5 protein-coding genes, 3 pseudogenes and 1 riboswitch are annotated in these 7,960 nt (G+C 68.4%); of the genes and pseudogenes, 6 read left to right on the top strand and 2 right to left on the bottom strand.

Going from position 1 to position 7,960, the window contains the following annotated elements; translation table 11 throughout:
* Positions 1-441, bottom strand: a pseudogene (locus tag AC08OU_RS20160) (hypothetical protein); the annotation flags it as partial.
* A 119-nt stretch (positions 442-560) separates the two neighbouring features.
* On the opposite strand from AC08OU_RS20160, the pseudogene AC08OU_RS20155 reads away from it, so the two are divergent.
* The 6 genes and pseudogenes from AC08OU_RS20155 to AC08OU_RS20130 all read left to right on the top strand — a co-directional run.
* Positions 561-977: pseudogene (locus AC08OU_RS20155) on the top strand (esterase/lipase family protein); the annotation flags it as partial.
* Positions 978-1,116: 139 nt separating this feature from the next.
* Complete coding sequence (locus AC08OU_RS20150) at positions 1,117-1,989, top strand: hypothetical protein (protein WP_476601627.1); 873 nt, start codon at positions 1,117-1,119, stop codon at positions 1,987-1,989.
* Between the two features lie 341 nt (positions 1,990-2,330).
* A pseudogene (locus tag AC08OU_RS20145) lies at positions 2,331-3,482 on the top strand (alkaline phosphatase PhoX).
* Between the two features lie 765 nt (positions 3,483-4,247).
* Positions 4,248-4,817: a helix-turn-helix domain-containing protein gene (locus AC08OU_RS20140; RefSeq protein WP_476601626.1), complete on the top strand. Its 570-nt coding sequence runs from the start codon at positions 4,248-4,250 to the stop codon at positions 4,815-4,817.
* The gene (locus tag AC08OU_RS20135) at positions 4,751-5,902 is read left to right on the top strand and encodes a peptide deformylase (protein WP_476605552.1); all 1,152 of its coding nucleotides are present in this window, start codon (positions 4,751-4,753) and stop codon (positions 5,900-5,902) included. Before AC08OU_RS20140 ends, AC08OU_RS20135 begins: the two co-directional genes overlap by 67 nt.
* A 486-nt stretch (positions 5,903-6,388) precedes the next feature.
* Positions 6,389-6,564, top strand: a riboswitch (cyclic di-AMP (ydaO/yuaA leader).
* A 2-nt stretch (positions 6,565-6,566) separates the two neighbouring features.
* Positions 6,567-6,947 (top strand): transglycosylase family protein, encoded by a 381-nt coding sequence (locus AC08OU_RS20130; protein ID WP_462187288.1) that lies wholly within the window; start codon positions 6,567-6,569, stop codon positions 6,945-6,947.
* A 208-nt stretch (positions 6,948-7,155) separates the two neighbouring features.
* Here AC08OU_RS20130 and rlmB read toward each other — a convergent pair.
* A partial coding sequence (rlmB, locus tag AC08OU_RS20125) for a 23S rRNA (guanosine(2251)-2'-O)-methyltransferase RlmB (protein ID WP_476605551.1) occupies positions 7,156-7,960 on the bottom strand: 805 nt, incomplete at its 5' end.

Here is a 7,960-nt window from a genome sequence, read left to right as displayed (position 1 = left end):
GATGTTGCATGCGAGAAGGACGCCGGCGTACAGGTACGCGTCGTGGGTCTGTACCGGGGCGGCGGCGAGAGCCTGCACGAAAAGGCCGATGAAGACCGGTATCACGGCGAGCAGGCTGTTGGACAGGACGAAGACACCGACGACCAGGAGAGCCGGCCCCTTGAAGGTCGCGACGAAACGCAGATAGGAACGCAGGGCGGCCTGCCGCTCCACCCGGCGGGAAACGAGGTTGTCCACGGCGGTGCCGACACCGTCCGGGCCGGTGCCGTCCGGGCCGGTGCCGTTTTGACCGGTGCCCCGGGAACCGATGCCAGGCGACCGCACCTCCTGATGCGGAACCCCGCCGGCCGCGCTGTCCACGCCGAGATGATGACAGGCGACTGGCCGGGCCCGCACCTTGTTTTTGACCAGGGGCACGGCCGCGTCCGCACCGAAGCTCACGCGGGCCTGGCCGTCCTGTGCGCTGGCCCGATGTACTGTGCTCTGGCCAGAGATGCGTCGGACGCGGAGAACGTCCGATCCAGTGGTGCGCCGTTACCGAAGTGTAACCGACCGGAGAAATGCTGACGGTGGCCCGGTGCGTGGCCGTCGGATATCCCGAGGGAAAGGGACGTCGAGTGGCTCGCCGCCGTTGCTTCCACCTGCTGAACGCGCTTGCCATCGCCGGACTGGCGGTCGCCTGTTCCGGCAGTGGCGGCACGGAGCCCGGCGCAGGACGCTCCCCGGCGCTCGCGCGGGAGCTGGCGGACGCCGCGGACGCCGCCCCGGATGCCTCTCGCCTCCCGATCCTGTTCGTGCACGGCAGCCTCGGGTCGGGCAGCCTCTTCGAGACACCGGCGCAACGATTCACCGCAAACGGCTATCCCGTCGACCACGTCGAGGCCTTCGACTACGACGCGTCGTCCTCGGCCAACCCCGTCAAGGAGGTCCTCCCGAACCTCGATGCGAAGATCGCCAGTGTCCTCAAGGCGACCGGGGCGAAGAAGCTCGATCTGGTGGCACATCTCGAGGGCGCCGCGTTGAGCGAGCGGTACCTGACCAGCTCGTCCGACCGGGCGAACCGGGTCGCGCACTACGTCACTGTCGGAGGCTCGCTCGCGCAGACCCCCGGCCGGGGTGCCCACCCTGGCGGTCTGGGGCGAGAACGATCCGACCCGGCGCGTCGAGGGGGCCGCCAACGTGCGGTTCGTCGACCAGGACCGCGCCCAACTCCTGACCTCGGCGGCCACCTTCAGGGAGATGTACCGGTTCCTCACCGGAACCACTCCGCACACGACCGGCGTGGTGCCGAAGCAGGGCCCGATCGAGATCTCCGGCCGAGCCCTGCTCTATCCGATGAATGTCGGTGTGCGGGACGCCAGACTGGAGGTTCACCGGGTCGACCCACGGACGGGCCGGCGGGGGGCGAACAGCCTCAAAGGTTATTTCCACCTCTCCGGCGACGGATCCTGGGGTCCGTTCCGGGGTGACGGCGCCTCCACCTACGAGTTCGTAATCGTACGCGGCGGGGAACCCGACCACCACTTCTACTACCAGCCGTTCCGCCGCGACGATCACCTCGTACGCCTGCTGACAAGCCAGCCGGGCAAGGAGATCGGCGGCGGGATGGAGACCGGTCCCGGGCACACCGGCCTGGTCGTCGAACGCTCGCTCGAATGGTGGGGGGACCAGGGGGACGCCGACGACGTCCTCAGCATCGATGGGAAGAACGTGCTGAATGCCGCCAACGCACCCCGGTTCAAAATGGCCCTGGGCGTCTACCTGTTCGACCAGAATTCCGATGGCGTCACCCACCTCATGATGCCGATTCCGGCGTATTTCGGGATCGGCTTCATTACCGGCGTAGATGTGTTCATCCCGGCGGGTGAGCGTTCGGTCGAAGTCGCGATGAAGCCGCGGGGAAAAACGGCCCACCGGGACGTTCTCCAGGTGCCCGCCTGGCCGTCGGACCGGCATCGCGTCACCCTGCACTTCACCGGCGAGGGCTGAACGGATCGCCAGGCCTCGCTGGGACTCTGCCGCACGCCCGCCTGGTCGTCGACCCGTTCCACGTGAGTAACCAGCGCCCTCTCCGACGCGACCGCACAAGGCCAGCCCCCACCGCAACATCCGAATTACATCGAACATTGGGTAAGATTTCAGCTCGAATAATTACCGGGTCGATCTTGACTCTACGTTGATATTGTTGTCCAGCCGGTTTCACAATGTTCACGCCACGATTCTGTCGTATTTTCTCACCGTACGTTAGATTGCCGGCGGCACGGAATACTGCGGCTCGGGCGGAGACGCTCGGGCGAGCGCGGCATCCTCACGTGGAGATGGGAGCAGGAATGGATCGTCGAACTCTCCTTCGGACCGGTCTTGTTAGCGTCGGCGCGGCGGCCTTCAGTGGCTCGCTGTGGCGCGCAGCGGCCGTGGCCTACCCGGCGCGGTACCGGGTAACAGCCCCTACGGGCCGCTGCAGTCAGCCGACGCCAACGGAATCATGTTGCCGTCAGGCTTCACCAGCCGGGTGATCGCCCGATCCACCCAGACCGTGTCGGGCACCAGCTACACCTGGCACAGGGCCCCGGACGGCGGCGCCTGCTTCGCCAACGGCACGGGCTGGATCTATGTGTCCAACGCCGAGGTAGGCAGCGGCGGCGGCGTGAGTGCCGTGAAGTTCAACAGCAACGCCAACATCATTGGCGCCTACAGCATCCTGTCCGGCACCAACCGCAACTGCGCGGGCGGGACCACCCCGTGGAACACCTGGCTGTCGTGTGAGGAGACCAGCACCGGCTACGTGTACGAGACCGACCCGTGGGGGGGTCAACGCGGCTGTCCGGCGGGCCGCGATGGGCCGATTCAACCATGAGGCTGCTGCCGCCGACCCGGACCGGAAGATGATCTACCTGACCGAGGACGCGTCCGACGGGTGTTTCTACCGGTTTGTGCCCACCACCTGGGGCAACCTGTCTTCCGGCACCCTGCAGGTACTCAAGGAGGTCTCCGGCGTGCTGTCTTGGGCAAACGTGCCCGACCCCGACGGCAGCCCCACACCCACCCGCGACCAGGTCTCGGGCGCCAAGCTGTTCAACGGCGGCGAGGGCGCCTGGTACTCGGCCGGCAAGTGCTACTTCACCACCAAGGGCGACAACCGGGTGTGGGCCTACGACGCGGCGGCCAACACCCTGGCGATCGTCTACGACGACAACGTCTCCGGCGCCCCGCTGACCGGTGTCGACAACATCACCGTCGCCGCCGTCGGTGACCTCTACGTCGCCGAGGACGGCGGCAACATGGAGATCTGCATCATCACCCCCGGCGACATCGTTGCCCCCTTCCTGCGCATCACTGGCCAGAGCTCCTCGGAGATCACCGGACCGGCGTTCAACCCGGCTGGTAACCGGCTGTACTTCTCCTCCCAGCGCGGCACCTCGGGTTCCAGCAGCGGCGGCATCACCTACGAGGTGACTGGTCCGTTCCGCACCTCGCTGTGATCGAAATCCTGTAACGGAGGAGCGGCGCGGGCATGCGCCCGACTGCGCGGAAGGCCTCCCCCTCGGGTCGGAACCGGCCGCCACCGTGACCGCCCAGCGGTCGAATCCCCGGGGTGTGGTCGCGACGGTCGGCTCAAGCGCGGCCGGGCCCGTCGGTTCGGCGGGCTCCCCGGACTCGGGCAAAGGCCGAGGGTGGCCCTGCTTGGGCAGGGCAGGGCCACCTGTCCACGGACCCCTCCCGGAGGTCTCGGGCGTCACGCCCGGCTGCGGCTCGCCGTCACGCCGGCCCCGCCCGGCGGAGGTCGCGGCTCGACGCGGGGCGGGACCGGCCTGCCGCCAAGACTGACGCGGGCGACCGGGATCCGGAAACGTCAGTCAGGCATGCCTTTCTCGTATGGGCCGCGCGGATGTCGTCGTCTGCGCCACAGGCAACCGGGCGCTGGAGGGGAAGACTTCACCTATCTACGGCCCGGCTCCTAGGTGGCGTCCGTGACATCACCCCGGCCAGCGGCGACAGCACGCCACCAGCAGCCGTCGCTGTCCGCAAGGAGTCAGACACGACATCCGCCATACACCGCGAAGACCCGGGAAGACCCGGGAAACCGCCGAGCCCGTGCTGTCGGATATCCGACAGTCGAGCATTCAGCCGAACATCTGTGCCCGTTTGGCATGGCGTCGTTATCCTGATGTGTCGACTGACGGAGGACTGATCGCCCGATTTCACTCCGGCCTTCACCGACCGTACCGACATGGAAGGCCGTTTCGATGTCGTACGAATCTGGACCTTACCGGGTATCGCCCAAGCTGCTGGCCCGGGAGAACTTCCGGGCGGCGTGTGCGACGCGAGACTTCCGCGCGGTGTTCCGGCTGATGAAGAAATATGACGGTGCCAGTCAGAATCGCATCGCCTCGCCGGTGGAAGGGCTCAGCCAGAGCAGAGTCAGCCGGATCATGCAGGGCGAGGACCGCATCGCCCGGCTCTCCCTGATCGAACGCATCGCCGACGCGCTGCGTATCCCGGGTAGTTATTTCCACCTGGCCGCACGGCCGTGGGAGGCGGCACGGGACGTGCGCGAGCCGCCCGGGCCGCCGACGGTTCCGGCCGGACCCGGCCCGACGCCGGTGGCCCACGTCGCGACCCCCTCCGTCGACCCGGCCCCGGCCCCCGGGCCCGTCGTCGCCGAGAGCCCGGGCCGGGTCCCCCCGGACCGGGGGGCCTGGTCGTCGAGGAGGACCGGGCCGAACTCCGCTACGACTACGACGACAGCATGTACGTCGCCCACCAGCGAAGACGTCTTCTCAACGCCGGCAGCGAACCGGTCACCCGGTATCTGATGCGGATATCGGTTGACCGGTTCCCGGGAGATCCGGAACGCTCCGCGCGGTTGTACCGATCCGATCCACTGCGCTGGGAGGACCTCCAGCTCAGCGCACACTGCGGCGGCGAGCAGATGGCCTGGCAGGTCAAGACCGACTGGGACGCGCTCAAGGAGGTCTGGCTGCTCTTCGAGAACAGTCGAGGGCGATTTCCGCTCTATCCCGGCGAATCGGCATGGATCAACTACAGCTACCAGGTGAGCAGGGAGAAGTGGGGGCCGTGGTTCCAGCGTGCCGTGCGGGTACCGACGAGTTTCCTCTCGGTGCAGCTGGACTTTCCGGCCGAGCTGGATCCCGTGGTCTGGGGCATGGAGACGTCGATGACCGCCGATGCCTTCCCGTTCCGGACCGCAATCGCCCGCACCGACTCCGGCGACCGGCGGATCTTCACCTGGTCGACCACCGAGCCGCCGCTGCACGCCCGCTACCGACTGGAATGGAACTTCCGGGCCACCGTGCCGGAACGTGATCCGGCCGCGGAGACCGGAACACGTCCCAGCGATCAGATGGCGGCCGTTGGCATCGTGCAGGAGGGTGAGGCGATCCTGCGGCAGTCGGCCCGCCCGTTCGCCCTGCCCGACGAGGCCGAGGACGCGCGTCGGGTCGTCGCCGAGCTGTCCTCCGCCCTCGAACGGGTATCCGCCCTGCACACCTTCGGCAAGGGCATGGGCATCGCCGCGCCGCAGGTCGGCATCAACCGCGCCGCGGCGATCGTGCGTACCCCGGGCGGCGACACGCTCACGCTGCTCAACCCCAGCGTCATCGAAACCTCCCGGGAGACCGACGAGCAGTACGAGGGCTGCCTGAGCTTCTTTGACGTTCGTGGCCTCGTCCCCCGGCCGCTGGAGCTGCACGTCGAACACACCGATATCGACGGCAACCGGCACATCACCGTCTATCGGCAGGGGCTGGCGCGGCTTGTCGCCCACGAGATCGACCACCTGCACGGTCAGCTCTACACGGATCGGATGCGGGCCGGAACCACACCGATCCCGGTGGAGCAGTACCGGGGTACCGGCTCGGCCTGGTCCTACAACCGCTGACCGACCCGAACGCACCCGCCTCGCGGGCGGCATGACGGCTGGCGGCTGGCGGCTGGCGGCGACGCAGCGCCGGGACCGGGTGTCCGGCACCGACTGGTAGATCCGACATATGACATGATTCCCTCGTGCCGTATAGTCCGGAAAGCGGGCGATAGGTGCGGGCCCGCCGGAACGCCGGCACAGATTTTTCCAGATCCTGGTTAGAGATTGCCGGCAGCGGGTAGCGGAGGCTTGATCACCACACGGCGGAACAGTTTCTCCACGCACCGCGTATTGTTTACCGTCAACGTGACGACCCAGCTACGGACTAGGGATTTCCAGCCCGCTGGACAACCTCTAGAATCGGGCGCGCACGCGGGCACGAAACACCATTAAAAAGATCGGGACAAGTAAACAGGATGCACTGTGTTCATCCTCACGTACTCTTGTTTTTCCTGGGTCGCTCTCAGCTATGTTCATTGCCGTGCCGTCACCTGATGGCATGCGTCGGGCGGCACGCCGAATCCTGCCCCCGCTCGACGAGAATCAAACCTTCGGCAGGAGCGGGGGAACCAATTCCGGGCGCCACGAAAAGGCGTTCTCGGGGTGAAGCCGCGATGCGCGGCCGGGCATTCCCAGCCCGAACCCGACAGCTCACCTCGCAGGCGTGGGGAAGGGCAACTCAATGTCCAACGCTCGTTCGCTCGCTCGTGGCCTCAACCGCATCAGGCTCGGTTCCCGGGCCTTGATCGCCGCCACCACTCTCACGGCCTCGATCGGCGGTGGCCTCGCGCTGTCCCAGCCGGCCAGCGCGTCGACGAATGCCGACCGCTTCCTCTCCAAGGTGATTCCGTGTGAGTCCGGGGGAAACCCGCGCGTGGTCAACTCCATCGGCGCCGGCGGGCTGTTCCAGTTCCTGCCCAGCACTTGGCGCGGGGTCGGCGGCAAGGGTCTGCCGCAGCACGCCAGCGTCGCCGAGCAGTGGCACCGCGCCCGCATCCTGTACGCCCAGCAGGGGACGAGCCCCTGGTACGCATCGAAGCCGTGCTGGGGTCACAAGATCTGAGCTGCCCGACTTCCCGCGCCAGCTTTCACTGTCCGCGCCCGGCCGGTACTGATCGGCGCGCGGCCAGCAGCCCCGTGTCCCCTCCGGGACACGGGGCTGCGCGCTACGTTTCCCGGTCACGGTTTCCCGGTCACGGCGAAGCCGGCCAGGTCAACTTCCGCAGCCCCGCCCGGCGGCGGAGACCCGGCGGACCCACCGATCGGCCGGCTCAGCCGATCCGACGGCGGCGGGCGATCTCGGCCAGCGTGATCCCAGCGGCCACCCCCGCGTTGAGGGACTCCACCGCACCCGCCATGGGGATCCGGACCCTCACGTCGCAGCGATGCTCGACCAGCCTGGACAACCCGCGTCCCTCGGAGCCGATCACCAGGACGAGTGGGTCGGTCGCCATCGTGAGCTCGTCGATGCTCACCTCGCCGCCCACGGCCAGACCGACGACGAACTGGCCGCCCGCCGCGTAGGAGACGAGCGTGCGGGCCAGGTTGGTGGCGCGCGCCACCGGCAGCCGGGCGGCGGCCCCCGCCGAGGTCTTCCAGGCCGCGGCGGTCATGCCGGCGGCCCTACGCTCCGGAACGACGACGCCATGGGCACCGAAGGCGGCGGCCGAGCGCACCACAGCCCCGAGGTTGCGGGGATCGGTGACCCCGTCCAGCGCCAGCAGCAGACCGGGGGGGGACGAGCGCGCGCGGGCGAGGAGATCATCCGGATGGGCATACCGGAACGGCGGTACCACGAGGACGAGACCCTGATGCGGAGCGGTGCCACACATCCGGTCGAGATCCGTGCGGCCGACGTCGGCCACGGCGATCCCGGCCCGCCCGGCGAGTCGGCGGGCGTCGGCGAGCCGCTCGTCGAAGTCCAGCCCGCCGGCGATGAAAAGGGTCGACGACGGCACCCCGGCCCGCAGCGCCTCGACCACCGCGTTGCGCCCGACCACCAGCTCGTCGCCCTCGGTCCGCCGCGGGCGCCCGGTCCCCGCGGAACCCCCCGCGGCGCTCGGCCCGGTGGTGGCC

The sequence above is a fragment of the Frankia sp. CcMO1 genome (assembly GCF_977945845.1).
The sequence above is the reverse complement of the archived record's forward strand: the minus strand, read 5'-3'. Positions and strand labels throughout refer to the sequence as shown.